21 protein-coding genes are annotated in these 25,553 nt (G+C 56.6%); 14 read left to right on the top strand and 7 right to left on the bottom strand.

Annotated features, from left to right (window positions below; genetic code table 11):
- From CYR52_RS02590 to CYR52_RS02575, 4 genes are all read right to left on the bottom strand, one after another.
- On the bottom strand, positions 1–1,286 hold a 1,286-nt coding region (locus CYR52_RS02590; protein ID WP_175578986.1), incomplete at its 3' end, for a cbb3-type cytochrome c oxidase subunit I.
- 3 nt (positions 1,287–1,289) lie between these two features.
- Positions 1,290–2,240: a cytochrome o ubiquinol oxidase subunit II gene (gene cyoA / locus CYR52_RS02585; protein ID WP_072926512.1), complete on the bottom strand. Its 951-nt coding sequence runs from the start codon at positions 2,238–2,240 to the stop codon at positions 1,290–1,292.
- A 477-nt stretch (positions 2,241–2,717) separates the two neighbouring features.
- Positions 2,718–4,199, bottom strand: coding sequence for a muropeptide MFS transporter AmpG (ampG, locus tag CYR52_RS02580; protein ID WP_101827896.1), 1,482 nt, complete (start codon positions 4,197–4,199; stop codon positions 2,718–2,720).
- 131 nt (positions 4,200–4,330) lie between these two features.
- Positions 4,331–4,909, bottom strand: a complete 579-nt coding sequence (locus CYR52_RS02575; RefSeq protein WP_072926903.1) for a lipoprotein — start codon at positions 4,907–4,909, stop codon at positions 4,331–4,333.
- 330 nt (positions 4,910–5,239) lie between these two features.
- Here CYR52_RS02575 and bolA point away from each other — a divergent pair, with 330 nt between their 5' ends.
- The 9 genes from bolA to CYR52_RS02515 all read left to right on the top strand — a co-directional run bounded on the left by bolA (position 5,240) and on the right by CYR52_RS02515 (position 15,995).
- The gene (gene bolA / locus CYR52_RS02565) at positions 5,240–5,554 is read left to right on the top strand and encodes a transcriptional regulator BolA (protein ID WP_072926507.1); all 315 of its coding nucleotides are present in this window, start codon (positions 5,240–5,242) and stop codon (positions 5,552–5,554) included.
- Between the two features lie 423 nt (positions 5,555–5,977).
- Positions 5,978–7,279, top strand: coding sequence for a trigger factor (tig, locus tag CYR52_RS02555; protein ID WP_072926505.1), 1,302 nt, complete (start codon positions 5,978–5,980; stop codon positions 7,277–7,279).
- A 428-nt stretch (positions 7,280–7,707) separates the two neighbouring features.
- Complete coding sequence (gene clpP, locus CYR52_RS02550; RefSeq protein ID WP_072926503.1) at positions 7,708–8,331, top strand: ATP-dependent Clp endopeptidase proteolytic subunit ClpP; 624 nt, start codon at positions 7,708–7,710, stop codon at positions 8,329–8,331.
- 153 nt (positions 8,332–8,484) lie between these two features.
- The gene (gene clpX / locus CYR52_RS02545) at positions 8,485–9,759 is read left to right on the top strand and encodes an ATP-dependent protease ATP-binding subunit ClpX (RefSeq protein WP_072926501.1); all 1,275 of its coding nucleotides are present in this window, start codon (positions 8,485–8,487) and stop codon (positions 9,757–9,759) included.
- A 192-nt stretch (positions 9,760–9,951) separates the two neighbouring features.
- Entirely contained in the window at positions 9,952–12,306 is a 2,355-nt protein-coding gene (lon, locus tag CYR52_RS02540) for an endopeptidase La (RefSeq protein ID WP_072926499.1), read from the top strand.
- 206 nt (positions 12,307–12,512) lie between these two features.
- On the top strand, positions 12,513–12,785 hold the full coding sequence (gene hupB, locus CYR52_RS02530; protein ID WP_072926496.1) for a nucleoid-associated protein HU-beta: 273 nt from the start codon (positions 12,513–12,515) through the stop codon (positions 12,783–12,785).
- Positions 12,786–13,035: 250 nt separating this feature from the next.
- The gene (gene ppiD / locus CYR52_RS02525) at positions 13,036–14,916 is read left to right on the top strand and encodes a peptidylprolyl isomerase (protein ID WP_101827894.1); all 1,881 of its coding nucleotides are present in this window, start codon (positions 13,036–13,038) and stop codon (positions 14,914–14,916) included.
- A gap of 137 nt (positions 14,917–15,053) precedes the next feature.
- On the top strand, positions 15,054–15,428 hold the full coding sequence (locus tag CYR52_RS02520; RefSeq protein WP_072926492.1) for a ComEA family DNA-binding protein: 375 nt from the start codon (positions 15,054–15,056) through the stop codon (positions 15,426–15,428).
- A gap of 147 nt (positions 15,429–15,575) precedes the next feature.
- Positions 15,576–15,995: an acyl-CoA thioesterase gene (locus CYR52_RS02515; protein WP_072926490.1), complete on the top strand. Its 420-nt coding sequence runs from the start codon at positions 15,576–15,578 to the stop codon at positions 15,993–15,995.
- Positions 15,996–16,130: 135 nt separating this feature from the next.
- Here CYR52_RS02515 and queC read toward each other — a convergent pair whose 3' ends face one another.
- Together queC and CYR52_RS02505 are read right to left on the bottom strand one after the other, a co-directional pair.
- Positions 16,131–16,829 carry a 7-cyano-7-deazaguanine synthase QueC gene (gene queC, locus CYR52_RS02510; protein WP_101827893.1) on the bottom strand — a complete coding sequence of 233 codons (699 nt, stop codon included), beginning with the start codon at positions 16,827–16,829 and terminating at the stop codon, positions 16,131–16,133.
- Positions 16,830–16,941: 112 nt separating this feature from the next.
- A complete protein-coding gene (locus CYR52_RS02505; RefSeq protein WP_101827892.1) occupies positions 16,942–17,994 on the bottom strand; it encodes a PLP-dependent cysteine synthase family protein in 1,053 nt (350 codons plus the stop codon).
- Positions 17,995–18,118: 124 nt separating this feature from the next.
- Between CYR52_RS02505 and CYR52_RS02500 the strand changes: the two genes are divergently transcribed.
- From CYR52_RS02500 to amtB, 5 genes are all read left to right on the top strand, one after another.
- Positions 18,119–18,580, top strand: a complete 462-nt coding sequence (locus CYR52_RS02500; protein WP_072926485.1) for an Lrp/AsnC family transcriptional regulator — start codon at positions 18,119–18,121, stop codon at positions 18,578–18,580.
- A 95-nt stretch (positions 18,581–18,675) separates the two neighbouring features.
- Positions 18,676–20,454, top strand: coding sequence for a SmdA family multidrug ABC transporter permease/ATP-binding protein (locus CYR52_RS02495; protein WP_072926483.1), 1,779 nt, complete (start codon positions 18,676–18,678; stop codon positions 20,452–20,454).
- On the top strand, positions 20,447–22,249 hold the full coding sequence (locus CYR52_RS02490; RefSeq protein WP_072926482.1) for a SmdB family multidrug efflux ABC transporter permease/ATP-binding protein: 1,803 nt from the start codon (positions 20,447–20,449) through the stop codon (positions 22,247–22,249). Before CYR52_RS02495 ends, CYR52_RS02490 begins: the two co-directional genes overlap by 8 nt.
- Positions 22,250–22,599: 350 nt before the next feature.
- Positions 22,600–22,938, top strand: coding sequence for a P-II family nitrogen regulator (gene glnK / locus CYR52_RS02485; protein WP_002208627.1), 339 nt, complete (start codon positions 22,600–22,602; stop codon positions 22,936–22,938).
- Positions 22,939–22,976: 38 nt separating this feature from the next.
- Positions 22,977–24,266 carry an ammonium transporter AmtB gene (gene amtB, locus CYR52_RS02480; protein WP_072926480.1) on the top strand — a complete coding sequence of 430 codons (1,290 nt, stop codon included), beginning with the start codon at positions 22,977–22,979 and terminating at the stop codon, positions 24,264–24,266.
- Between the two features lie 211 nt (positions 24,267–24,477).
- On the opposite strand, the gene tesB is transcribed toward amtB, so the two are convergent.
- Positions 24,478–25,338 carry an acyl-CoA thioesterase II gene (gene tesB, locus CYR52_RS02475; protein WP_101827891.1) on the bottom strand — a complete coding sequence of 287 codons (861 nt, stop codon included), beginning with the start codon at positions 25,336–25,338 and terminating at the stop codon, positions 24,478–24,480.
- Between the last annotated feature and the right edge of the window lie 215 nt (positions 25,339–25,553).

Genomic DNA, 25,553 nt, shown 5'->3' with positions numbered 1-25,553 from the left:
ACCACACCACCGATGATAACGTTGTGGAAGTGGGCGATCAGGAACAGGCTGTTGTGCAGCACGAAGTCCGCGCCCGGTACGGCCAGCAGTACGCCGGTCATCCCACCGATGGAGAAGGTGATGATGAAGCCAACGGTCCACAGCATCGCGGAGTTGAACTGAATACGGCCCTGATACATGGTGAACAGCCAGTTGAAGATTTTCACCCCGGTCGGGATGGAAATGATCATGGTGGCGATACCGAAGAAGGCGTTAACGTTCGCGCCGGACCCCATGGTGAAGAAGTGGTGCAGCCAGACGATGAACGATAGAACGGTAATCGCGATGGTTGCCCATACCAGGGAGGTGTAACCGAACAGACGCTTCTTGGAGAAGGTCGCGGTCACTTCCGAGAACACACCGAACACCGGCAGTACCAGGATGTACACTTCCGGGTGGCCCCATGCCCAGATCAGGTTGACATACATCATCATGTTGCCGCCCATATCACTGGTGAAGAAATGGGTGCCCAGATAACGGTCCATCGTCAACAGCGCGATGGTCACAGTCAGGATCGGGAAGGAAACGATGATCAGGATGTTGGTGCAGAGTGCGGCCCAGGTAAAGACCGGCATCTTCATCAGCGGCATACCCGGCGCACGCATACGCAGGATGGTCGCGAAGAAGTTAACACCGGTCAACAGGGTACCGATACCGGAAATCTGAAGGCTCCAGATCCAGTAATCCACCCCCACGCCCGGGCTGAACTCCTTGCCTGACAACGGCGGATAGGCCAGCCAGCCGGTCTGCGCGAACTCACCCACACCCAGAGAGATGTTGATCAGTACCACAGCAACCGCGGTGAACCAGAAGCTCAGGTTGTTCAGGAACGGGAAGGCCACGTCGCGCGCACCGATTTGCAACGGCACCACGATGTTCATCAGACCAATAACGAACGGCATCGCCATGAAGAAGATCATGATTACGCCATGCGCGGTAAAGATTTGGTCATAGTGATGAGGCGGCAGGAAGCCTGCTTCCCCGGCAGAGGCGAGGGCCTGTTGGCCACGCATCATGATGGCATCGGCGAAACCACGCAGCAACATAACGAATGCCACGATGATGTACATGATACCGAGTTTTTTGTGGTCAACGGAGGTCAGCCATTCCGTCCACAGATACTTCCATTTGCCGAAATACGTCAAGGCACCGACAATGCCGGCTCCAAGAACAGCAACAACTGCAAGGGTAATCATAATGATGGGTTCGTGGTACGGAACCGCATCAAGCGTTAATTTTCCGAACATCTTTTATTCCTCGGCTCCGGCTTTTGCGTGCTCACCCATGTCCATGCCTTTGCTCATGTCCATACCGTCCGGCATGGCATCGATATCTTTGTGCGATTTCATCTCGCCCATAAATTTACCAATGACTTCCTTGAACAGACCCGCTTTCACGCTGGAGAAGTACTCAACCGGATGTGCTTCGCTCGGCGCAGCCAGTTTGTTGAACTCATCCGTGCTGTTCAGGGTGTTAGGCGCCTGCTTCACTTTTGCCACCCAGTTATCAAACTCTTGCTGGTTTGGCGTCGCGATAGCATTGAACTTCATCCCGGAGAAGCCGCGACCGCTGAAGTTAGAGGAGATCCCTTTATAGGTTCCTGCTTCATTCGCGATCAGATGCAGCTGAGTCTGCATACCGGCCATCGCATAGATTTGTCCGCCCAGTTGGGGAATAAAGAATGAGTTCATTACCGTGTCAGACGTGACCTTAAACTGCACAGGCACGTTTTTCGGGATAGCGATCTCATTGACGGTGGCGATACCTTGTTCCGGATAGATAAACAGCCATTTCCAGTCCAGGGCGACCACTTCAATTGTCAGCGGTTTTTGGTCGCTGGCGATAGGTCTGAAGGGGTCCAAAGAGTGGGTGGTTTTCCAGGTTATCGTTGCCAGGATGGCAATGATAATGATTGGAACGGTCCAGACCACAGCTTCGATCTTGTTGGAGTGGGACCAGTTTGGACTGTACTTAGCGTCTGTGTTGGAAGCGCGATACTTCCAGGCAAAGGCGAAAGCCATAATGATCACTGGAATAACCACGATCAGCATTAAGCCGATAGCAGTCAGAATCAGTGTTCGTTGCTCGTGTCCAATTGCTCCCTTGGGATCCATTAATGCCGTATCGCAACCACTGAGCATTACCGTAGTTGCAAATAAAGACAACATCCCAATACTTTTATTGTATTTCTTAAGTCTCATCTAACGACCTCAATTACAAGGGCTCTATTGTCGTTTCATGTGTGCGGGCATTTTACGGGAAGGTTGCAGTACTGTAAACACGCTTAAGTGTGCGTCAACGCGGTGTTGACACTTTATGTTAACATGGTCACACCTGTAACAGTAGGTGATGATTTCCTAATGGCAACAACGCGTTGTGACAACTAAGCTGCGGATTTTTAATCTATTTGCTGAAAAAATAACAGGTAAAGGGCGTGATTATTCCGCCAACCAGAAATGTTTAGAAATTCGAAGTTTAAATTATGTAAACAACTTGTGTAATTAAAGTGAAAAATAAAATAAGTCTGCTACCGAAAAAAAAGAACATTGGGAAAGTCGCTGTTAATTAAAAAGGGTGAGGGCTGGGGGCATTTTCTGCAAGATGCGCTGGAAATAGCCGCAAGCCCTTTCCTTATGCGGCAAATTTGCTCATTTTTTAGCCAGCTCCGCCCGGCAGCCTTAAATAACCGGGGCAGGATGCCGTTGTGCAGCATAGTCCAGCCCGGCCCCCCAGAGAATCCCACCAATCCCCAGCGCCATCCCGGTTTCAAACAGCGGCGTCAGCACGCCGCCCAGGGCCGCGCCGGTCAGGGCAGAGAACGCCAGCCCACCCAGCCAGACCAGCAGCACCACACACCCCAGGGCAAACAGGCGGAATGCCCAGCGGTAGGCCTGGGCAAATTGGGTACGCGGAATGGCGTCTTCATGGTGCTGTGCATACTCCAGCGTACGGCGGCAGGCGACAAGCAGCAGCAGCCCCGGCACCGCCGCCACAATGGAGAAGAGATAAAACAGCGGCCAGCCGTGTGCTTCCACAAACCAGCCCGCCACCGGGCCGACATACACGCGGCCTACCGCCGACAGTGCCGAGAGCAGGGCAAACTGGGTGGCGGAAAATGACTTATTGCACAGCGCCATCAGCAGCGCGACAAAGGCCGCGGTGCCCATGCCGCCGCACAGGTTCTCAAAGAAGATCGCCACGGCCATACTGATCAGGTGCTTATCGGTAATGGCGAGCAGCCAGTAACCGGCATTCGATACCGCCTGCAACAGGCCGAAAATCAGCAGGGCACGGAACAGCGACAGCCGTTGCATCACTGCGCCGCCATACAGCGCGCCGACGATGGTGGCCGCCAGCCCCAGGGTTTTGTTGACCAGCCCAACCTCGCCCGCCTCAAACCCGACGCCCCGGATCAAAAAGGTGGTGCTCAGGCTGCCGGCGAACGCATCCCCCATTTTGTAGAGCACAATCAGGCAGAGGATAAGCCAGGCGTTGTTGCGGCCAAAGAAATCACGCAACGGTGCCATGATCGCCTGCTCCAGCGTGCGCGGCACACCGGCATGGGTGTCCGGCTCCGGGGCGCGCAGGGTCGTGACCACGCCCACCAGCATCAGGGCGGCCATCAGCCAGTAGGTGGCTTGCCAGCCGAGATAGCGGTCCGCCAGCCACAGCGCCAGCCCGCCGGAAATCAGCATCGCCAGCCGGTACCCCAGCACCGAGACGGCTGCGCCCGCGCCCCGCTGCTCTGCATTAAGCAGGTCAGTTTTATAGGCGTCGAACACAATGTCCTGGGAGGCCGAGAGGAAGGCCACCGCCACCGCCAGCGCCGCCAGCCACCAGAGGTCCCTGGCCGGTTGCATAAAGCCCATCGCGAAAATGGCCCCAATCAGCAACAGCTGGGTCAGCAGCAGCCAGCCGCGCCGCCGCCCCAGGAAGGGCGGCGTGTAGCGATCCATTAAAGGTGACCAGAAAAACTTAAACACATAGGCCTGGCCGACCAGCGAAAAGAAGCCGATGGTTTTGAGGTCCACATTCTCAACGGTCATCCACGCCTGTAACGTGCCGGAGGTCAGCGCCAGCGGCAGGCCGGAGGCAAAGCCGAGCAGCAGCATGACCACACTGTTGCGTTGGGTGAAAAGGCTGAGGGTTCGGCTGAGCATGGCAGGGTTCCGCAGGCTGGCAAAGAGAGGAAAAGGGTGAGGGTGTTGCAGGAAGAAAGGCAGGGTGCGCCCCGGCCTCATCTCACACAACAACCCGGTGGCCCGCTGCCGGGCCACCGGTCAGGCGGGGATCAGCGGGCGTTCTGTTTGATGAACTCGCTGACGCTGGTGTCCTGCGCCATATCGGCAATGACATCACCCAGCACGGTGTTGACCGCATTGGTGATTTTGTCGTTGGTGGCGGTGAAGGCCCCCTGGACGTTATAGGTTGAGCGGTAGTTTTTCACCTGCTTGCTGCCGTTCTTCGCCGTGGCGATGATGGAGATGTCCGCTTTGGTGGTGATGTTGTAGCGCAGGTTACCTTCCTGGACATCGGCAAACAGGTTGTTGACCACAATTTGCAGGTCAACCGCGCCGTCAGCGCCGATCATATAACCCCGGGCGCCCATCTGTTTCTCCAGCACTTCCTGGAGCAGGAAACGCAGATCGCGGGACGGGGTCAGCGTCACCAGCTGGCCTTCACGGTTCACTTTGGCCAGTGCCTGATCCTGACGCTGGTCAGAACCGTTGATGCTGACGGTCACGCCCATCAGGGTCGGATCCTGGGTCGGCAACACCATTTTCGGGGTGACATTCAGGGTATTGCTGCTGGTGGCGCAACCGGCCAGCATCAGGGCGGCCAGCAAAGGGAAGATCATTTTTTTTAACATGGTCACATCTCTTTCATTATTGTGAATGGGCAATGCGCAATGGCCGACATCATAACACCGCCGTCCGGTGGGGGAAGATCCCGGTGCGCAGATTTGCACCTCTCAGCGTTTTTTTTACACATTCCGGCAGCGCCACCGGCCAATTTATGCCTTTTCAACCGGATAACGATTTATGCTGTGCCCCGGCCCCCCTGCCGCCGGGGAAGGACATTGACTTTTTCAGCGCTTTCGCCGACAAATTTGCACAAGCGGAACGCTAACAAATTTAAAACCGACTAATATTGAAACAGATGGGGCGCAGCTCTCTGCTGGTGTAATAAGGAGATCTTTATGATTCGCGAGCAAATCGAAGCAAAATTAAGGGCGGCGTTTGAACCTGTGCATCTGGAAGTGGCGGATGAAAGTTATCGCCATAACGTGCCGGCCGGTTCAGAGAGTCATTTCAAAGTGATCATGGTTTCGGACCGGTTTGTGGGCGAACGCTTCCTGACCCGGCACCGCGCGATTTACGGCGTATTGTCAGAGGAACTTTCTGATGGCGTACATGCTCTGGCGCTCCATACCTATACGCTGAAAGAGTGGGAAGGGTTGCAGGACACGGTGCCGGCCTCACCTCCCTGCCGCGGGGCCGGCACGCTGGCTTAGCCGGTACAGCCGGATGCGGTCTCCCTGATGCGCGGTGAGTGGAACTTTTCACCGCAAATAGGGTATTAATAAAGACGAATCGATAAAACGGCCCGCGGGCCGTTTTTGTTTCCTTTACTTTTGCATGGATAACAGGTCAGCAGCAGGGTAACAGGCAGTTTGGCGAGTAAAACACCGGAAGTGTGAGATTTAGCGCCTCATGGGCGCCGTCACCTCCTCGACTCGCACGGCTTGCGCCGCTATAATGCTGCGTCTTATTTTCCGGAATGGTTTCGGGACGCTTCTGAAAACAGGGAATGGGTTCTGGTAAAGCGGCCGTCCTGGTTCTTAGAAGCCGTTTTCAAAGTAAGCAGTCCCTGGGCTCTCATTTTGAGAACGGCTTCTGGAGTTGACCGAGCACTTTGATTTTTTTGAGGTAACAAGATGCAAGTTTCAGTAGAAACCACTCAAGGCCTTGGGCGCCGTCTCTCTATTACTGTACCGGCTGATGTTATCAATCAGGCAGTAAAAAAAGAGCTGATCAACGCAGCGAAAAACGTCCGTATCGACGGCTTCCGCAAAGGCAAAGTGCCGATGAATATCGTGGAACAGCGCTATGGCGCCTCCGTCCGTCAGGACGTGCTGGGCGATCTGATGCAGCGCAATTTTGTTGACGCGATCATCAAAGAAAAAATTAACCCGGCCGGCGCACCGAACTACGTGCCGGGCGAGTACAAAGAAGGTGAAGATTTCACCTTCGCGGTAGAGTTTGAAGTCTACCCGGAAGTGGAACTGAAAGATCTGGAAGGCATCGAAGTTGAGAAGCCGGTTGTTTCCGTAAACGAAAGCGACGTTGATGCGATGCTGGAAACCCTGCGCAAGCAACAGGCTGAGTGGAAAGAGACTGACGCTGCTGCCCAGGCAGAAGACCGCGTGACGGTTGACTTCAACGGCTCTATCGACGGCGAAGAGTTTGATGGCGGCAAAGCCTCTGACTTCGTGCTGGCAATGGGCCAGGGCCGCATGATCCCAGGCTTCGAAGAAGGTCTGGTAGGTCATAAAGCGGGTGAAGAGTTCACCATCGACGTGAACTTCCCGGAAGATTACCACGCTGAAAACCTGAAAGGGAAAGCCGCGCAGTTCGCTATCGTGCTGAAGAAAGTTGAACAGCGTGAACTGCCGGAGCTGACCGAAGATTTCATCAAACGTTTCGGCGTGGCAGAGGGTTCTCTGGAAGGCCTGCGTGCTGAAGTCCGTAAAAACATGGAGCGCGAGCTGAAAGGCGCAGTGCGTAACCGTGTGAAAACCCAGGCAATCGACGGTCTGGTTAACGCCAACCCAATCGACGTGCCGGCTGCCCTGGTTGACGGCGAAATCGACGTTCTGCGCCGTCAGGCGGCTCAGCGTTTCGGCGGCAACGAGAAGCAAGCGCTGGAACTGCCGCGTGAGCTGTTCGAAGAGCAAGCCAAACGCCGTGTTGTGGTTGGCCTGCTGCTGGGCGAAGTGATCAGCAAAAACGAGCTGAAAGCTGACGAAGATCGTGTGAAAGCCCTGATCGAAGAGATGGCCTCCGCGTACGAAGATCCGCAGGAAGTGATTGAGTTCTACAGCAAGAACAAAGAACTGATGAACAACATGCGTAACGTCGCACTGGAAGAGCAGGCGGTTGAAACCCTGCTGGCCAAAGCGAAAGTCACTGAAAAAGAAACCTCTTTCACTGACCTGATGAACCAGGCTTCTGCCTGAGTTGATTGCTGAACCGGGTTCTGCCCGGTTCTCTCTGCCAGGCCCACGGGATCCCGTGGGCTTTCTTTATTGCCCTCGCGGCTGCCGCTAAAATTCCCATTTCTTTTGCCCTGATTTACACTATATTCAATATGTTGGTATCGCTGCTTACCCTGGTGGCCGGTGCGGTATGTGAGACAGCCGCCCGGTGGGTGTACAGATTATCACCAACAGGCAGCGGGGCAGGCAGCGGGCAAATTATCCGGGCGCGCTTGAAAAGCGCAGCAGGCGCCCCCACTGCTTAGGGGTACGGTTTCCATCGATCTGCATGAGGGGACGACCACCGTTTTCGGCAGGGGCGGCCGGGCGCTTGAGCATGGTCTTCAGCGGCCAACTCAAGTAGAATCGGTTTTAATGGCGCCAAAGTGAATTAATTCTAGGAGACGGTGATGTCATACAGTGGCGAACGAGATCAATTAGCACCTAACATGGCTCTGGTACCAATGGTGGTAGAGCAGACTTCCCGCGGTGAGCGTTCATACGATATCTACTCCCGCCTGTTGAAGGAGCGCGTCATCTTCCTGACCGGCCAGGTGGAAGATCACATGGCCAACCTGATCGTGGCGCAGATGCTGTTCCTGGAAGCGGAAAACCCGGAAAAAGACATCTTCCTGTACATTAACTCCCCAGGCGGGGTGATCACTGCCGGCATGTCAATTTATGACACCATGCAGTTTATCAAACCCGACGTCAGCACCATCTGTATGGGCCAGGCGTGCTCTATGGGTTCATTCCTGCTGGCCGCCGGTGCCAAGGGCAAACGTTTCTGCCTGCCGAACTCACGCGTGATGATTCACCAGCCACTGGGCGGTTTCCAGGGCCAGGCGTCAGACATCGAAATCCATGCGAAAGAGATCCTGAAAGTCAAAGCCCGCATGAATGAGCTGATGGCGAAACATACGGGGCAGTCTCTTGAAGTGATAGAGCGTGACACTGAGCGTGACCGTTTCATGTCTGCAGAACAATCTGTAGAGTATGGTCTGGTCGATTCAGTTCTGACCCACCGCGCCTGACACTAATGAGTACGGACCGATGCGCTATACTGGGTGAAGCTACTGTGTTTTTCACAGTTAACGCATCGGCGGCCAGCAGCGGAAAGGTTCGTTAACTGGTCATGCTTCTGCCGTGTGTTGCGGCAGGACAGATACTAGAGAAGAGGTTTACTGATGACAGATAAGCGCAAAGACGGTTCAGGAAAGCTGCTGTACTGCTCTTTTTGCGGCAAAAGCCAGCATGAAGTGCGTAAGCTGATTGCCGGGCCGTCAGTGTATATCTGCGATGAATGTGTTGATCTGTGTAACGACATTATTCGCGAAGAGATTAAAGAAGTTGCGCCCCACCGTGAGCGCAGCGCACTCCCGACCCCGCACGAAATCCGCAACCACCTGGATGACTACGTCATTGGCCAGGAACAGGCGAAGAAAGTGTTGGCGGTGGCGGTGTACAACCACTACAAACGCCTGCGCAACGGCGATTCCAGCAATGGGATCGAGCTGGGTAAAAGTAACATTCTGCTGATCGGCCCGACCGGCAGCGGTAAAACCCTGCTGGCCGAAACCCTGGCGCGTTTCCTGGATGTGCCGTTCACCATGGCGGACGCCACCACACTGACCGAAGCCGGTTATGTGGGTGAGGATGTGGAAAACATCATCCAGAAACTGTTGCAGAAATGCGACTATGACGTGCAGAAAGCACAGCGCGGCATTGTCTACATCGATGAGATTGACAAGATCTCCCGTAAGTCAGACAACCCGTCAATTACCCGCGACGTCTCCGGTGAAGGTGTGCAGCAGGCGCTGCTGAAACTGATCGAAGGCACCGTGGCTGCGGTTCCGCCGCAGGGCGGCCGTAAACATCCGCAGCAGGAATTCCTGCAGGTTGATACCTCGAAAATCCTGTTTATCTGTGGCGGCGCATTTGCCGGCCTGGACAAGGTGATCGGTCAGCGTATCAATACCGGGACCGGCATTGGCTTCGGTGCGGAAGTGAAGGGTAAATCTGAAAAAGCCACTGAAGGCGAGTTGCTGGCGCAGGCTGAACCAGAAGATTTGATTAAGTTTGGTCTGATCCCTGAGTTCATTGGCCGTCTGCCGGTGGTCGCGACCCTGAGCGAACTGAGCGAAGACGCGCTGATTCAGATCCTGAAAGAGCCGAAAAACGCCCTGACCAAACAGTATCAGGCGTTGTTCAACCTGGAAGGCGTTGAGCTGGAATTCCGCGACGAAGCCCTGAACGCGATTGCCAAGAAAGCGATGGCCCGTAAAACCGGTGCCCGCGGCCTGCGCTCTATCGTGGAAGGTGCGCTGCTGGACACCATGTATGACCTGCCGTCAATGGACAGCGTGGATAAAGTGGTGATTGACGAGTCGGTGATTGCCGGCCAGTCTGAGCCGATGCTGATTTATGGCAAACATGAAGCCCAGCAAGCATCCGGCGAATAATTAGCCAAACATTCCAGTACGTTAAACATCAAATGGGGGAAATCATCCCCCATTTTTTTTTCCTCGCATTCTTGTCGTTGAATGTAAGATATTCATCCCCATATACTCAGTATCCTACTTGCTGAAACCCGGAAATCTGGTGTTTCACGAGATTTCTTTAACCTGGCGGAAGCTAAACTAAGAGAGAGCTCTATGAATCCTGAGCGTTCCGAACGCATAGAAATCCCCGTATTGCCTCTGCGCGATGTGGTGGTTTATCCGCACATGGTGATCCCGTTGTTTGTTGGCCGGGAAAAATCAATACGGTGCCTTGAAGCCGCAATGGATCACGATAAAAAGATCATGCTGGTGGCGCAAAAAGAGGCCTCAACGGATGAACCGGGCGTCAACGATCTGTTTTCTGTCGGTACGGTAGCGTCTATTCTGCAGATGCTGAAGCTGCCGGACGGCACAGTAAAAGTGCTGGTTGAAGGGTTACAGCGTGCGCGTATTACCACGCTGTCCGACAACGGTGAGCACTTTGCCGCTGAAGCGGAATACCTGGACTCGCCAGCCATTGATGAGCGCGAGCAGGAAGTGCTGGTCCGCACGGCCATCAACCAGTTTGAAGGCTACATCAAGCTTAATAAAAAGATCCCACCGGAAGTGCTGACTTCCCTGAACAGCATTGACGACGCCGCGCGCCTGGCCGATACCATCGCCGCCCACATGCCGCTGAAGCTGGCTGATAAGCAATCCGTACTGGAGATGTTCGACATTACCGAACGTCTGGAGTACCTGATGGCGATGATGGAATCTGAAATCGACCTGTTGCAGGTTGAGAAACGCATCCGTAACCGCGTTAAAAAACAGATGGAAAAGAGCCAGCGCGAGTACTACCTGAATGAGCAGATGAAGGCCATTCAGAAAGAGCTTGGCGAGATGGATGACGCGCCGGATGAAAATGAAGCGCTGAAGCGTAAAATCGACGCGGCAAAAATGCCGAAAGAGGCCAAGGAAAAAACCGAAGCCGAACTGCAAAAGCTGAAGATGATGTCACCGATGTCTGCCGAGGCGACCGTGGTGCGCAGCTACATCGACTGGATGTTGCAGGTGCCGTGGAATAACCGCAGCAAGGTGAAAAAAGATCTGGTGAAGGCACAGGAAGTGCTCGATACCGATCATTACGGCCTGGAGCGGGTCAAGGATCGTATTCTTGAGTACCTCGCCGTACAGAGCCGCGTCAGCAAAATCAAAGGCCCGATCCTCTGCCTGGTGGGGCCGCCGGGGGTAGGTAAAACCTCCCTGGGGCAGTCCATTGCGCGGGCGACCGGTCGCCAGTATGTGCGTATGGCGCTGGGCGGCGTGCGTGATGAAGCGGAAATCCGCGGTCACCGCCGTACTTACATCGGTTCTATGCCGGGCAAACTGATCCAGAAAATGGCCAAGGTCGGGGTGCGTAACCCGCTGTTCCTGCTCGATGAGATCGACAAGATGTCATCTGACATGCGCGGTGACCCGGCGTCTGCCCTGTTGGAAGTGCTGGACCCGGAACAGAACGTGGCGTTTAACGACCACTACCTGGAAGTGGATTACGATCTCTCCGATGTGATGTTCGTGGCGACCTCAAACTCCATGAACATTCCGGCACCGTTGCTGGACCGTATGGAAGTGATCCGCCTGTCCGGGTATACCGAAGACGAGAAGCTCAATATTGCCAAACAGCACCTGCTGCCGAAGCAAATTGAACGTAACGCGCTGAAAAAAGGTGAACTCACGGTAGAGGACAGTGCCATCGTCGGCATTATCCGTTACTACACCCGTGAAGCCGGTGTGCGCAGCCTGGAGCGTGAAATCTCTAAACTGTGCCGCAAGGCGGTGAAACAGCTGCTGATGGATAAGACCGTCAAGCACATCACCATCTCCGGTGACAACCTGAAAGATTACCTCGGTGTGCAGCGGGTCGATTATGGCCGGGCCGATACCGAAAACCGCATCGGTCAGGTGACCGGGCTGGCCTGGACGGAAGTGGGCGGCGATCTGCTGACCATCGAAACCGCCTGTGTGCCGGGCAAAGGCAAGCTGACCTACACCGGTTCGCTGGGTGAAGTGATGCAGGAGTCGATTCAGGCGGCACTGACTGTGGTACGTGCGCGTGCGGACAAGCTGGGTATCAACCCGGACTTCTACGAAAAACGCGACATCCATGTGCATGTGCCGGAAGGGGCGACACCGAAAGATGGCCCAAGTGCGGGTATCGCCATGTGCACAGCGCTGGTGTCCTGCCTGACCGGCAACCCGGTACGCGCTGATGTGGCGATGACCGGCGAAATCACGCTGCGTGGCCAGGTGCTGCCGATCGGCGGCCTGAAAGAGAAACTGCTGGCTGCGCATCGCGGCGGCATCAAAGTGGTGCTGATTCCGGACGAGAACCGCCGCGATCTGGAAGAGATCCCAGACAACGTGATTGCCGATCTGGAAATCCACCCGGTTAAACGCATCGACGAAGTGCTGAACTTTGCGCTGCAAAACCCGGCCTTTGGTGCTCAGCCGGTTGCTGCAAAATAACCGCTGAACCTTAGGTGATGGACGCTGAAACCGGCAAGTCAATGATGACTTGCCGGTTTTTTTTATGCCGGAAACGCAGCGCCGGCGCGCAGGCAGGGCGTGCGGCGGTGGCTTGCATAGGCCCGGCAGGCTTGATATAAAAGCAGCGCAGCCGCGCACCAAGGACTTTTGCCGCGCGGCCAAAGATTTCAAGAGGGGATGACAAAGTGAATAAATCACAATTGATCGACAACATTGCCGCAGGGGCTGACATTTCAAAAGCCGCGGCCGGACGTGTGCTGGACGCCATTATTGAGTCAGTCACTGACACACTGAAACAGGGTGAGGAAGTGGCACTGGTCGGGTTTGGGACGTTTACCGTCCGTGAACGCGCTGCCCGTACCGGCCGTAACCCGCAAACCGGTGAAGAGATTGCCATTCCGGCAGCCAAAGTACCCGGTTTCCGTGCAGGTAAGGCATTGAAAGATTCAGTAAACTAATTACTGTTGGGCAGTTTGTGTGACAAGCACCCTTTGTCTCAAACTATCACCTGACGTCACTTGCCTGGTAAGGTAAGATACAAGGCGCATCAAAAACGATGCGCTTTTTTTATTTACAGCACAGGCAGGATGCGGGCCGACGCCCGGTTTTCCTGACCTTTCGCGCTACCGCGCAGCGGCGCAGGACGCGCCGGGCACCAATGCCTGCGCAGGGTTGTTAATCTCTACTACAGCGGAGTGTTGTCACACTATGATGGACAATTTACGCGCGGCGTCTAACCATGTCGTGCTCAAGATCATCCTGGCTCTCATTATTCTTTCGTTCGTTTTGACCGGGGTGGGCAACTACCTGATCGGTGGTTCCGGCAATTATGCCGCTAAGGTGAACGGCCAGGAGATTAACCGCGCCCAGTTTGAACAGGCCTTCCAGAATGAACGCGCCCGTATGCAGCAGCAATTGGGCGAGCAGTTTTCCGTCCTGGCCGGTAATGAACAGTATATGCAGCAGTTGCGCCAGCAGGTGCTGAACCAGCTGATTGATGTCACCCTCATTGACCAGTACGCCAAAAAACTGGGTATCGCCATCAGCGACGAGCAGGTTAAGCAGAGCATCCTGAAGACGCCGGCTTTCCAGACGAATAATCAATTCGATAATGATAAATACCTGGCGATGGTGCGCGGCAGCGGCTACACGCCGGACGGCTATGCGCAGGTGGTTCGCCGCCAGTTGCAGGCACAACAGCTGAACCAGGTCTTTGGCGGCAGTGAATTTGTCTTGCCATCTGAAGCAGACAGCCTGGCAGCTCTGGTGTTGCAGGCGCGTGATGTGCGCGTGGCCGCCTTTGATACCGAGGCGCTGGCCGCCAAACAGACGGCTGCCGATGAGGAGCTGAAAGGCTATTACGACCAGCATCAGAACGAGTTTATTGCGCCCCAGCAGCTGAAAGTCAGCTACCTGGAGATGGATGCCGCCGCCCTGCAGGATAAAGTCACCGTCAGTGATGCCGAGGTGGCTGCATACTACGACCAACACAAAAATACCTTTGGTCAGCCGGAGCGTAAGAAGTTCGCGGTCATCGTGCTGAAAACGCAGGCAGACGCTGATGCAGTGCTGGCGGAACTGAAAAAAGGCGCGGATTTTGCTGAACTGGCCAAAACCAAATCCACCGACACCTTCACCGGCAAACGCGGCGGTGAGCTGGAGTGGATGGAGCCGGAAACGACCCTGGACGATTTCAAAAGCGCCAACCTGACTGAAAAAGGGCAGGTGTCCGGCGTGATCAAATCCTCTTCCGGTTATCTGGTGCTGCGCCTGAACGATGTGGAGCCGGCCAAGCTGAAGCCATTGGAAGAGGTGCGCAATGACGTGCTGGCCAAGCTGAAGCAGGAAAAAGCGCTGGACGCCTACTATGCGCTGCAACAGAAAGTCAGTGAAGCGGCCACCAATGACAACGAATCTCTGGCGTCAGCAGAAGAGGTGTCCGGTATCAAAGCCGTGCACACTGACTGGTTCACCCAGCAGACCCTCCCACAGGCACTGAGTGCCAAACCCGTTGCCGATGCCCTGTTTGATGGCTCGCTGTTGGGTGAGGGCGGTGCGCCGGGCAGCAACTCCAACGTCATTACGGCAGATGGCGACCGTGCTTTCGTCGTCCGTGTGGATGCGCATAAACCGCAGGGTGTGAAGCCATTTGCTGAGGTGCGTGACGCGGTGCTGGCCCAGGTTAAACGCCAGAAAGCCCAGGCGCAGGCGCAGGCTGACGCGCAAAAAATCCTGACTGCCCTGAAAGAAGGGAAAGGGGATGAGGCGCTGAAAACCGCCGGCCTGAGCTTTGGTGATACGCAGAAACTCCAGCGCTCTCAACAGCCTTCTGCTTTTGAGCAGAGCGTGTATGCCCTGCCGCAACCCCAATCCGGCAAACCGAGCTACGGCGTGACCCGTGATGAGAAAGGCAATGTGGTGATCGTCGCGCTGGATGCGGTGACCCCAGGCAAACTGCCGGCCGATGAAGTGGCGAACTTCTCCGGCCAGATTAAAGAAGGCGCAACCAATATCACCTTCGATGCGCTGATTGCCAGCCTGCGCAAGTCCGGTGACATTGAACTGGGCAGCGCGGCCCAGGTGGAATAACGCTTCCAGTAAAATGTAATACGTTGCAACACACAAAGGCCGCTTTCGCGGCCTTTTCCACATTTAACATCTGGTCTTTGTGTCTCTTTTTGATTTTCGGCATTGTGTGCGTGCTGAACAACATAAGGAGATACAGCATGAAAAAATTAGGTATTACCTCACTTTCCCTCGCTCTGGCATTAGGCCTTTCTACCTTGCCGGTAATGCTGCATGCCGCGCCAAACGGAGACGCGGCGTCATCCAGCACGGTGCCGGCAAAAAAAGCGGAGAAAGCGCCCGTGACGCCGAACGCTAACGCCAACGTCACGTCACCGGTGGAGAAGGTGAATATCAACACCGCGGACGCGCAGGCACTGTCTGACGGGTTGAACGGGGTAGGGCTTAAGAAAGCGGAAGCGATTGTCCGTTACCGCGAAGAGTCAGGCCTGTTTACGGATGTGGAGCAGTTACAGGAGGTGCCCGGCATCGGCCCGTCACTGATTGAACGCAACCGTGACCGGATGGTTTTGTGAGCCGCTTCGCGTTGCCTCACGCTTTTTCTCAGCGCCTCAGGGATTCTGCTACGCTCAGAAAGTGATCCGACCAGTGCGCCTGCGGGCGCACTTCAGCTATCGGCCGGAACCCTATCCACTTGTTGCTAAAAGAGAGAAAGCACCGCTATGCAGACTTTTATAAACGTCCGGGGATTTCATATCGATGTCTACCAGCACGTCAATAACGCCCGTTATCTGGAGTTTCTTGAAGAGGCCCGCTGGGAATGGCTGTCCGCCTTAGAGGGTTTCCACTGGATGAAAGAGCGCCATATCGCCTTTATTGTGGTGAACATTAATATCAACTACCGCACGCCGGCAGTGCTGGGCGACAGACTGCGGATTGACAGCCGGCTGGAGCGCCTTAACGGACGCAGCGGCGTGGTCAGCCAGGTCGTCACGCGGGACCGGGACGGGGAAACCGTGGCGGATGCCGCGCTGACGTTCGTCTGTATTGATTTAAAAAGCCAGAAAGCGCTGCCGCTGGAAGGGGAGTTGTTGGAAAAATTACGTCAGCTTGAACAGCAGGATAACGCGTTGCCTTCCTGAGCCGGGGGGATCGGGTTATCCGCAGAGCGATCTTTTTGCCTGTAAAGGGATCGTGGCAGTTACCCGGCAGATGCCGGGCGCATCATGCCCCAGCAGGGGCATGATCATCAGATGACAGGGGAAAACACCGGCTGCTTATTGCAGGCCGCTTTTTTGCTTCAGGCTTGCCATTACCCCGGCACGATCCTGTTGATAGACTGCCAGGCCATTTGCCCGCAGGTGACAGGCTGCACATTCACCGCAACCGTCTCCCTGAATGCCGTGGTAACAGGTCAGGGTGTCGCGGCGTACCAGATCCAGTTGCCCGTAATAGTCCGCCAGCGCCCAGGTTTCCGCTTTGTTCAGCCACATCAGCGGCGTTTCAAACCGGACATCGCGCGCCAGCCCCAGGGAAACTGCCTGGTTCAGCGCCTTAACGAACTCGTCCCGGCAATCAGGGTAGCCGGAGAAGTCAGTTTCACAGACGCCGGTGATTACGGCTTCCGCCTCAATCTGGTAGGCGTAAATCGAGGCCAGCGTCAGGAACAGGATATTGCGCCCCGGCACGAAGGTACTCGGCAATTGACCGGCCGCTTCACTGCCGTAGCTGGGAACCGGGATGTTATCGCGCGTCAGGCTGCTGATGGCCAGTTCGTTCAACAGGCCGACGTCCAGGACTTTATGCGCCCGTGCGCCCAACCCGGCTGAGAGCTTTTGCGCCACCTCGATCTCTGCCCGGTGCCGTTGGCCATAATCAAAGGTGATGCAGTGTACTTCATCATATTGCGCCAGGGCCTGGATCAGGCAGGTGGTTGAATCCTGGCCGCCACTGAACACCACTACTGCTCGTTTCATGTCATGCTTACCTTGTTATCGTGCAAACCCGGCCGGTGTCCGGCCGGGCATCAATCACTATAGGGTACTTTCCCCGGCGCAGTTTGAACAGCTGCGCGGCGGCAGGCGCGGCTCAGTTGCCGGAAAAGCCGGACATAAGCCGCTCCAGATAGGGTGAGGTGTCGCCAATATGCTGGTTTATCCAGCTCTCGTTATAGTAGGTGTCCGGGTAACGCTCACCGCTGTCACACAGCAGTGTCACAATCGACCCTTGTTCACCCCGCGCGCGCATCTCGGCCGCTAGCAGCAGCGCGCCATAAATATTGGTGCCGGTGGAGGCACCGGCGCGCCGCCCCAGCACCCGCGTCAGCCAGGTCAACGCGGCCAGGCTGGCGGCATCCGGTACCTGAATCATCCGGTCAATGACATCGGGAATAAATGAGGGCTCCACGCGCGGCCGGCCGATACCTTCGATCCGGCTGCCGCAGGCGGAGGTCAGCAGCGGGTTACGCTGGTGGTAGTAGTCGTAAAACACGGAGTGCTCCGGGTCAACCACCACCAGTTGCGTCGCATGGCCCTGGTAACGGATATAACGCCCCAGCGTAGCGGAGGTGCCGCCGGTGCCGGCACCCATCACCACATAACGCGGGATGGGAAACGGCTCCCGCGACATCTGACGATAAATGCTGTCGGCAATATTGTTATTTCCGCGCCAGTCGGTGGCCCGTTCAGCGTAGGTAAACTGATCCATGTAGTGGCCGCCCAGGTCGTGGGCCAGATGTTCTGACGCCGCATAGATCTGCCCGGTCTGTTCCACAAAGTGGCAGCGGCCGCCATAAAATTCGATCTGCTCAATTTTGCGGCGGGCGGTGCTGGCCGGCATCACGGCAATAAACGGCAGGCCCAGCAGGCGGGAAAAGTACGCTTCCGAGATGGCAGTGCTGCCGGAGGACGCCTCAATCACCGGGGTATTTTCGCGCAGCCAGCCATTGCACAGCGCATAGAGAAACAGTGAACGCGCCAGACGGTGTTTCAGGCTGCCGCTGGGGTGGGTGCTCTCATCTTTCAGGTAGAGGGCGATCCCCGGAAACTCCGGCAGCGGCAGGCGGATCAGGTGTGTGTCGGCAGAGCGCTGGAAATCAGCGTCGATTTCGTGGATGGCGCGTCTGACCCAGGAGGCAGTCATAACATCTCTCGGCAAGGGCAGTGAAGTCAGGGTAGCTAAGGGTACGCGGTTAGCCGGAAAAAAGGGTTGCTATCTTGCCTGTGAAATGGCGACATAGGAGAAAATTTTTCTCAGGAAGGCCCGTATGTTGGATAAAATCGATCGTACGCTGTTGCGCCTGTTGCAACAGGACTGCACGTTATCGCTTCAGGCGCTGGCTGAGTCGGTCAACCTGACCTCGACACCCTGCTGGAAACGGCTGAAAAGGCTGGAGGATAGCGGCTATATCCGCGGCCGGGTGGCCCTGCTCGACGGGGACAAACTGGGCCTGGGCCTCACCGCATTTATGCTGGTTAAAACCCAGCAGCATAACCGCGAATGGTACCAGCATTTTGTCAGCCAGACAGAGCAGATGCCCGAGGTGCTGGCCTTCTACCGGATGGCGGGGGAATACGATTATCTGCTGCAAATTCAGGTGGCTGACATGAAAAGTTACGACATTTTCTATAAAAAACTGGTAAATGGGGTGCCCGGCCTGATCGAGGTGACCTCCAGTTTTGCGATGGAAAGGATTAAATACACCACGGCCCTGCCGCTGCCGGAATAACCGGCACCTCATCGCTTTTTCTCCGGCTTCTTCTATGCTGCTTGAGCGGAAAGAGTCCGATGCAGGGATGCTTCATTTTTTGGGAATAAAATCTTGTGAGATTGTTTGCACAACTAGGCTGGTATTTTCGCCGGGAATGGCGTCGCTATCTGGGCGCCATTGCCTTGCTGGTTATCATCGCCATTCTGCAACTGCTGCCGCCAAAACTGGTCGGCGTGATTGTGGACGGCATCACCCAGAAGCGCCTCTCCACGGCGGCGGTGTTCGGGTGGATTGGCGTGATCCTGGCGACCTCCGTTGCAGTGTACCTGCTGCGTTATGTGTGGCGCGTGCTGCTGTTTGGTGCCTCTTACCAACTGGCGGTCGAGCTGCGTGAGCGTTTTTACCGCCAGCTCAGCCGCCAGCACCCGGCCTTTTATCTGCGTCACCGCACCGGTGATTTGATTGCGCGCGCCACCAACGATGTGGATCGCGTGGTATTTGCTGCCGGGGAAGGGGTGCTGACCCTGGTGGATTCGCTGGTGATGGGCTGTGCGGTGCTGGTGGTGATGAGTACGCAGATCAGCTGGCAACTGACGTTGCTGTCGCTGGTGCCGATGCCCATCATGGCGATGGTGATTAAACGCTATGGTGATCAACTGCATCACCGCTTCAAATCCGCTCAGGCGGCATTTTCCTCGCTGAATGACCAGACGCAGGAGAGCCTGACCAGCATCCGGATGATCAAGGCGTTTGGGCTGGAGGACCATCAGTCCGGGCAGTTTGCGCGCGTTGCCGCCGATGCCGGGGCCAAAAACCTGCGGGTAGCGCGGGTAGATGCGCGGTTTGACCCGACGATTTATGTCGCCATCGGTATGGCTAACCTGCTGGCAATCGGCGGCGGCAGCTGGCTGGTGGTGCACGGCACGTTAACGCTGGGGCAACTGACCAGTTTTGTGATGTATCTGGGGCTGATGATCTGGCCGATGCTGGCGCTGGCCTGGATGTTTAACATCGTTGAGCGCGGCAGTGCCGCTTACAGCCGCATCCGCAGCCTGCTGAAAGAAGCGCCTTCAGTCACGGACGGTGACCAGCCGCTGCCGGCCGGGCGCGGTGAGTTGCAGGTGCGCATTGCGCAGTTCCACTACCCGGAAAACAGCCATGCAGCGCTGCATGATGTCAGCTTCCGCCTGCAACCGGGGCAGATGCTTGGCCTGTGCGGCCCGACCGGTGCCGGAAAAAGCACCTTGTTGGGGCTGGTGCAGCGCCAGTTTGACGTCAGCGAAGGGGAGATCCGTTATCACGGCCTGACGCTCCAGACGATCAAACTGGACGACTGGCGCGGGCGGCTGGCGGTCGTCAGCCAGACACCGTTCCTGTTCTCTGACAGCGTGGCGCAAAATATCGCGCTGGGCCGCCCGGAAGCCACCCCGGCACAAATTGAGCAGGCGGCGAGGCTGGCCAGCGTCCATGATGACATCCTGCGTCTGCCGCAAGGCTATGAAACGGAAGTGGGCGAACGGGGGGTAATGCTCTCCGGCGGGCAGAAACAGCGTATTGCCATCGCCCGCGCACTGCTGCTGGAGGCGGAGATCCTGATTCTGGATGACGCGCTTTCCGCCGTGGATGGCCGCACTGAACATGACATCCTCAATAACCTGCGGCAGTGGGGCAGCAACCGCACGGTGATCATCAGCGCGCACCGTCTTTCGGCCCTGACAGAGGCCAATGAGATTCTGGTGCTTAACCAGGGCACGGTGATGCAGCGCGGTGATCATGACACGCTGGCTGCCCAGCCGGGCTGGTACCGTGATATGTACCGCTATCAACAACTTGAAGCAGCCCTGGATGAACCGGCGCTGCCGGCAGAGCAGAAGGAGGCCGGTGATGCCTAAATTCCAGTCAATGTGGCCGACCCTGAAACGCCTGCTGGCGTACGGCTCCCCTTATCGCAAGCCGCTGGGGCTGGCAGTCCTGATGCTGTGGGTGGCGGCGGCGGCTGAAGTCGGCGGGCCGTTGCTGATCAGCTATTTCATCGACCATGTGGTCGCCCGCGGCAGCCTGCCGCTCGGGCTGGTGGCCGGGCTGGCCGCCGGGTATATCCTGCTCAACCTGTTGGCGGCGGCCCTGCACTATTTCCAGTCCATCCTGTTTAACCGGGCGGCGGTCGGGGTGGTGCAGACGCTCAGGATCGATGTGATGGATGCGGCATTACGTCAGCCGCTGAGCGAGTTTGATATTCAGCCGGTAGGCCAGCTTATCTCGCGGGTCACCAATGACACGGAAGTGATCCGCGATCTCTATGTCACGGTGGTCTCCACGGTACTGCGCAGTGTGGCCCTGATCAGCGCCATGCTGGTGGCGATGTACAGCCTGGACTGGCGCATGGCGTCGGTTGCGGTGTGCATCTTCCCGGCGGTGCTGGTGGTGATGATGCTCTACCAGCGTTACAGCACCCCGGTTGCCCGCCGGGTGCGCGGTTATCTGGCGGACATCAATGACGGCTTTAATGAAGTGATCAACGGCATGAGCGTGATCCAGCAATTCCGGCAACAGGCGCGGTTTGCCGAGCGCCTGAGTGCCGCAAGCTGGGCGCATTACCATGGCCGGATGCAGACGCTGCGTATTGAAGGTTTTCTGCTGCGCCCGCTCCTGAGCCTGTTCTCCACCATGGTGTTGTGCGGGTTGCTGATGCTGTTTGGCTTCAGCGCTGTCGGCAGTGTGGGCGTGGGGGTGCTGTATGCCTTTATCAACTATCTGGGGCGGCTGAATGAACCCCTGATTGAGCTCACGTCCCAGCAGTCTATCCTGCAACAGGCGGTGGTGGCCGGTGAACGCATCTTTGAGTTGATGGACCGGGTTCAGCAGCAGTATGGCGGCGACGATCGCCCGCTGACCAGCGGCTGCATTGAGATTGATGATGTCAGCTTCGCCTACCGTGATGATAAAAAGGTGCTGGAACATATCTCACTGGTGGTGCCGTCACGCGGGTTTGTGGCGCTGGTCGGCCATACCGGCAGCGGCAAAAGCACACTGGCCAATTTGCTGATGGGCTATTACCCGCTGAGTGAGGGGCAGATCCGGCTGGACGGGCGGCCGCTTTCGTCATTATCCCACCGGGCGCTGCGCCAGGGCGTGGCGATGGTGCAGCAAGACCCGGTGGTGCTGGCTGAGTCCGTTTATGCCAACGTGACGCTGGGGCGTGAAATCGATGAACAGGAAGTCTGGCTGGCGCTGGAAACCGTTCAGCTGGCGGATCTGATCCGTGAGATGCCGGAAGGCATCCACACGCGGTTGGGTGAGCAGGGGAATAACCTCTCTGTTGGGCAAAAACAGTTGCTGGCCATGGCGCGGGTGCTAGTGCAGGCCCCGCAGATCCTGATTCTGGATGAAGCGACCGCCAACATCGACTCCGGCACTGAACAGGCCATCCAGCGGGCGTTGCGGGCAATCCGTGAGCGTACCACGCTGGTGGTGATTGCCCACCGGCTCTCTACCGTAGTGGATGCCGACACCATTCTGGTGTTGCACCGCGGGCAGGCGGTTGAAAAGGGCACCCATGCCCGGCTGCTGGCACAACAGGGCCGCTACGCCCAGATGTACCAGATGCAACTGGTCGGGGAGCAACTGGACGCAGAGACCGCGCAACCCGCGGCCGCCACTGCCCCGCAGGTGCCGGTTTCTTCCTGATGTGTTTTGGCGGGGCCCGTTTGTGGGCCTCGCTATTCCTTCGCTATTCCCTCCCTGCTTTCTTCTGTTTGCTGTTCCGCCCGCTTTCGCACCATGATCAGGCAACCGTTCCGCCTGAAACCCTGCTGTTGCACTTTCTGAAGGCGCATTGCACTAAAAGGAGGCGGGTCTATTCTTTCCTTGGGACGCCTTAAGTCAAATTACGCCGCCCGGTTCTGCGGCCTATGGCTGGTGACGCCCTAATCCCCTCTATTCACACGCAAAATCATTTATGGCACACCCTTTGCTTTAAACAGATGTATCGGGCGCATGTTTAACGCGACAGGGCTCTTACTTCGAGGAGTGGCAATATGAAGCTGGTTACCGTGGTGATCAAACCATTCAAACTGGAAGATGTGCGTGAAGCGCTCTCTTCTGTAGGCATTCAGGGGCTGACCGTAACGGAAGTCAAAGGCTTTGGTCGCCAGAAAGGACATGCGGAGCTTTATCGCGGTGCGGAGTACAGCGTTAACTTCCTGCCGAAAGTCAAAATTGATATCGCTATCGCCGATGACCAGCTGGATGAAGTGATTGATGTGATTAGTAAAGCGGCTTACACCGGCAAGATTGGTGACGGCAAAATTTTCGTTGCGGAGTTGCAGCGTGTGATTCGTATTCGTACCGGCGAAACTGACGAAGCAGCATTGTAATCTCAGGCTCAGGTGTGTGACTTAGGGGTGGATTGATAATGAAAAAACTTTTATCCATGATGGGCCTTGGCGCGGCAGCCATGATGCCGTCACTGGCGATGGCGGCCGCGCCGGTCGTCGCAGATAAAGCGGACAACGCCTTTATGATGATTTGCACCGCGTTGGTGCTGTTCATGACGGTGCCGGGCGTGGCGCTGTTTTACGGCGGCCTGCTGCGCTCTAAAAACGTGCTGTCGATGCTGACGCAGGTCATGGTGACGTTTGCGCTGGTGTGCGTACTCTGGATGCTGTACGGCTACAGCCTGGCATTCAGCGAGGGGAACGCCTTCTTTGGCGGCTTCCAGACAGCCCTGCTGAAAGGCATCACCGTTGACAGCCTGAGCGGCACCTTTGCCCAGTTCATCCATGTGGCTTTCCAGTGCTCCTTCGCCTGTATCACCGTGGCGCTGATTGTGGGCGGCTTTGCTGAACGCGTGCGGTTCTCAGCGGTACTGATTTTCACCGTGATTTGGCTGACTTTCTCCTACCTGCCCATCGCGCATATGGTGTGGGGCGGTGGTTTCCTGGCGGCGGATGGCGCACTGGACTTCGCCGGCGGCACCGTGGTGCACATCAACGCCGCGATTGCCGGCCTGGTCGGGGCTTACCTGCTGGGCAAACGTGCCGGTTTCGGTAAAGAAGCGTTCAAACCTCACAACCTGCCGATGGTATTCACCGGCGCCAGCATCCTTTATGTCGGCTGGTTCGGCTTCAACGCCGGTTCCGCCAGTGCCGCCAACGGCATTGCCGCGCTGGCATTCGTTAATACCGTGATGGCAACGGCGGGGGCGATTCTCTCCTGGATCCTGGTGGAGTGGATGGTACGCGGTAAGCCTTCCCTGCTGGGTGCCTGCTCCGGCTGCATCGCCGGGCTGGTGGCCATTACCCCGGCGGCCGGGTATGTGGGCGTCGGCGGCGCGCTGATTATCGGGCTGGTGGGCGGTGTGGCAGGCCTGTGGGGCGTGGTGATGCTTAAACGCTGGCTCCATGCGGATGATACCTGCGACGTATTCGGCGTGCATGGCGTGTGTGGTATCACAGGCTGCATCCTGACCGGCGTGTTTACCTCCTCGTCCTTGGGCGGCGTAGGCTATGCCGAAGGCGTCACGATGGGGCATCAGGTCTGGGTTCAGCTGTTCAGCGTGGGCCTGACGCTGGTCTGGTCAGGGGTTGTGGCCTTTATCGGCTATAAAATTGCTGATATGGTGGTGGGGCTGCGCGTTCCGGAAGATCAGGAGCGTGAAGGCCTGGATGTAAACAGCCACGGCGAGAATGCGTATAACCAGTGATGGTGGGCGTAATAAAGAGAGCAGTGCGCTAAAAAATAAGAAAAACAGGTGTGACCGGCATCGGGTGAGATTCCCACCCTGTGCCGGATAATCCGCCGGATAACATGCAAAAACAACACAGAACGTAAAACATATAATGATGATAGAGGGGCGGTGGCGTAATCCACCGCCCTTTTTTTATCACGGCCAGAAGGCCGCGCCCGGCCGGGGATTAGCGGTGGCGGCGGATCACGCCTTCTTGTACCGTAGACGCGACCAGCACGCCGTCCCGGGTATAGAACTGCCCGCGCACAAAGCCACGCGCGCCGGAGGCGGAGGTGCTTTCCACCGCATACAGCAACCAGTCATCCAGGCGGAACGGGCGATGGAACCACATGGAATGGTCGATGGTCGCAACCTGCATACCCGGTTCAAGGAACCCTACACCGTGGGGTTGCAACGCAGTGGGCAGGAAGTTGAAGTCAGACGCGTAACCCAGCAGATATTGGTGGGTGCGCAGGTCGTCCGGCATCTCACCATTGGCGCGGAACCAGACATGGCGTTGCGGTTCCGCTACTGCGCCCTGCAACGGGTTATGGAACGCCACCGGGCGCATTTCAATCGGCCGCTGGCTCAGGAATTTATCCCGCACTTTTTCCGGGATCAGATGCGCAAACTTCTGGGCAATCTCCGATTCCGACATCAGCGCTTCCGGCGGCGGCACCTCCGGCATGGTGTTCTGGTGCTCAAACCCGCTCTCCTGGCACTGGAAAGAGGCGGTCATGTAGAAAATAGGTTTGCCGTTCTGTACCGCTTTCACCCGACGGGCGCTGAAACTGTTACCGTCACGCAGGATTTCAACGTCATAAATAATCGGCTTGCTGCTGTCACCAGGGCGCAAAAAGTAGCTGTGGAAGGAGTGAATGCCGCGCTCCGCCGGTACCGTCTGTTTGGCGGCATACAGTGCCTGACCGACCACCTGGCCGCCAAAAACCTGACGCAGGCCAAGATCTTCACTCTGGCCGCGGAACAGCCCCTCTTCAATTTTTTCCAGATCGAGCAGATCCAGTAAATTTTTTAATGCCTGACTCATGGGGGGATCTCATTCAGGGGGAATAACGTGGGCAAACAGGCGGGCCGGTTTCAGCCTGCACGCGTGCCCTTTTACAGACATAGCCCAAGCAGCCACAGTCCTTCTTTAGATAGTAGTGGATTTGGCAGGGGGGAAGAAGGGCGGCGGGGAGGGGGCGGCAGGAATTTTTCAGGGTTATGTGCCACAATTATCACGTGAAGTGGTTAAAGCCACTA

It is taken from the genome of Chimaeribacter arupi (assembly GCF_002858805.1).
Lineage (GTDB): Bacteria > Pseudomonadota > Gammaproteobacteria > Enterobacterales > Enterobacteriaceae > Chimaeribacter > Chimaeribacter arupi.
Note: the sequence above shows the minus strand (reverse complement) of the source record. Positions and strands in the feature narration are given on the sequence as shown.

Bases quoted from the DNA above. Each gene is read 5' to 3' on its own strand.
- CYR52_RS02490 (WP_072926482.1), top strand. From the start codon at position 20,447: ATGCCTAAATTCCAGTCAATGTGGCCGACCCTGAAACGCCTGCTGGCG.
- ampG (WP_101827896.1), bottom strand. From the start codon at position 4,199: ATGCTCAGCCGAACCCTCAGCCTTTTCACCCAACGCAACAGTGTGGTC.
- queC (WP_101827893.1), bottom strand. From the start codon at position 16,829: ATGAAACGAGCAGTAGTGGTGTTCAGTGGCGGCCAGGATTCAACCACC.
- glnK (WP_002208627.1), top strand. From the start codon at position 22,600: ATGAAGCTGGTTACCGTGGTGATCAAACCATTCAAACTGGAAGATGTG.
- lon (WP_072926499.1), top strand. From the start codon at position 9,952: ATGAATCCTGAGCGTTCCGAACGCATAGAAATCCCCGTATTGCCTCTG.
- clpP (WP_072926503.1), top strand. From the start codon at position 7,708: ATGTCATACAGTGGCGAACGAGATCAATTAGCACCTAACATGGCTCTG.
- CYR52_RS02500 (WP_072926485.1), top strand. From the start codon at position 18,119: ATGTTGGATAAAATCGATCGTACGCTGTTGCGCCTGTTGCAACAGGAC.
- CYR52_RS02515 (WP_072926490.1), top strand. From the start codon at position 15,576: ATGCAGACTTTTATAAACGTCCGGGGATTTCATATCGATGTCTACCAG.
- cyoA (WP_072926512.1), bottom strand. From the start codon at position 2,240: ATGAGACTTAAGAAATACAATAAAAGTATTGGGATGTTGTCTTTATTT.
- CYR52_RS02520 (WP_072926492.1), top strand. From the start codon at position 15,054: ATGAAAAAATTAGGTATTACCTCACTTTCCCTCGCTCTGGCATTAGGC.
- CYR52_RS02575 (WP_072926903.1), bottom strand. From the start codon at position 4,909: ATGTTAAAAAAAATGATCTTCCCTTTGCTGGCCGCCCTGATGCTGGCC.
- ppiD (WP_101827894.1), top strand. From the start codon at position 13,036: ATGATGGACAATTTACGCGCGGCGTCTAACCATGTCGTGCTCAAGATC.
- clpX (WP_072926501.1), top strand. From the start codon at position 8,485: ATGACAGATAAGCGCAAAGACGGTTCAGGAAAGCTGCTGTACTGCTCT.
- amtB (WP_072926480.1), top strand. From the start codon at position 22,977: ATGAAAAAACTTTTATCCATGATGGGCCTTGGCGCGGCAGCCATGATG.
- CYR52_RS02505 (WP_101827892.1), bottom strand. From the start codon at position 17,994: ATGACTGCCTCCTGGGTCAGACGCGCCATCCACGAAATCGACGCTGAT.
- tesB (WP_101827891.1), bottom strand. From the start codon at position 25,338: ATGAGTCAGGCATTAAAAAATTTACTGGATCTGCTCGATCTGGAAAAA.
- bolA (WP_072926507.1), top strand. From the start codon at position 5,240: ATGATTCGCGAGCAAATCGAAGCAAAATTAAGGGCGGCGTTTGAACCT.
- tig (WP_072926505.1), top strand. From the start codon at position 5,978: ATGCAAGTTTCAGTAGAAACCACTCAAGGCCTTGGGCGCCGTCTCTCT.